The following is a 442-nucleotide window of genomic DNA, read 5'->3' as shown; positions in this document are numbered from 1 at the left end:
CCCGTATCCTTCGATAAAAGAGAACATCGTCTATAACTGTTATTCGAGAAGAAAAACTTATTAACGGGAATATAACATCTTCATCTTCATGAACTACAGCCTTGAACCTGAGCAAATTTTTTATCCATATGCTTTTCCTGCTAACGTAAAGGCAAGCACTCGGAAATAATATATTCTTTTTCCGCATTTCTCGGATAGGGGCCTCTTCTTTATCCATTGTTCGATAGACCCCTCGTCTGTAATTGGGCACCCTTGTTCTTAGACCAAAATTCCCAAAACATTCCCCAGAGAAGAAAATGATATCCGAGTCAAATTCGGACAAGCATTTTTTTATTTTTTCAACAAAATTTTCAGGTAATATATCATCAGAATCAAAAAAATATATATACTCAGAATACGCCATTTCAATGCCGAGATTTCTTGTTGGCCCCAAGCCCTCATT

The 442-nt window shown here is 36.7% G+C and carries 1 protein-coding gene; it reads right to left on the bottom strand.

Features of this window, described 5'->3' with window-relative positions; translation table 11 throughout:
- Positions 1-442, bottom strand: a 442-nt coding sequence (locus FY251_RS21455; RefSeq protein ID WP_148416938.1) for a glycosyltransferase family A protein, incomplete at both ends; no start/stop codon positions are given.

It is taken from the genome of Haloferax sp. KTX1, from assembly GCF_902410085.1.
GTDB classification, from domain to species: Archaea; Halobacteriota; Halobacteria; order Halobacteriales; family Haloferacaceae; genus Haloferax; species Haloferax massiliensis.
The sequence above is the reverse complement of the archived record's forward strand: the minus strand, read 5'-3'. Positions and strand labels throughout refer to the sequence as shown.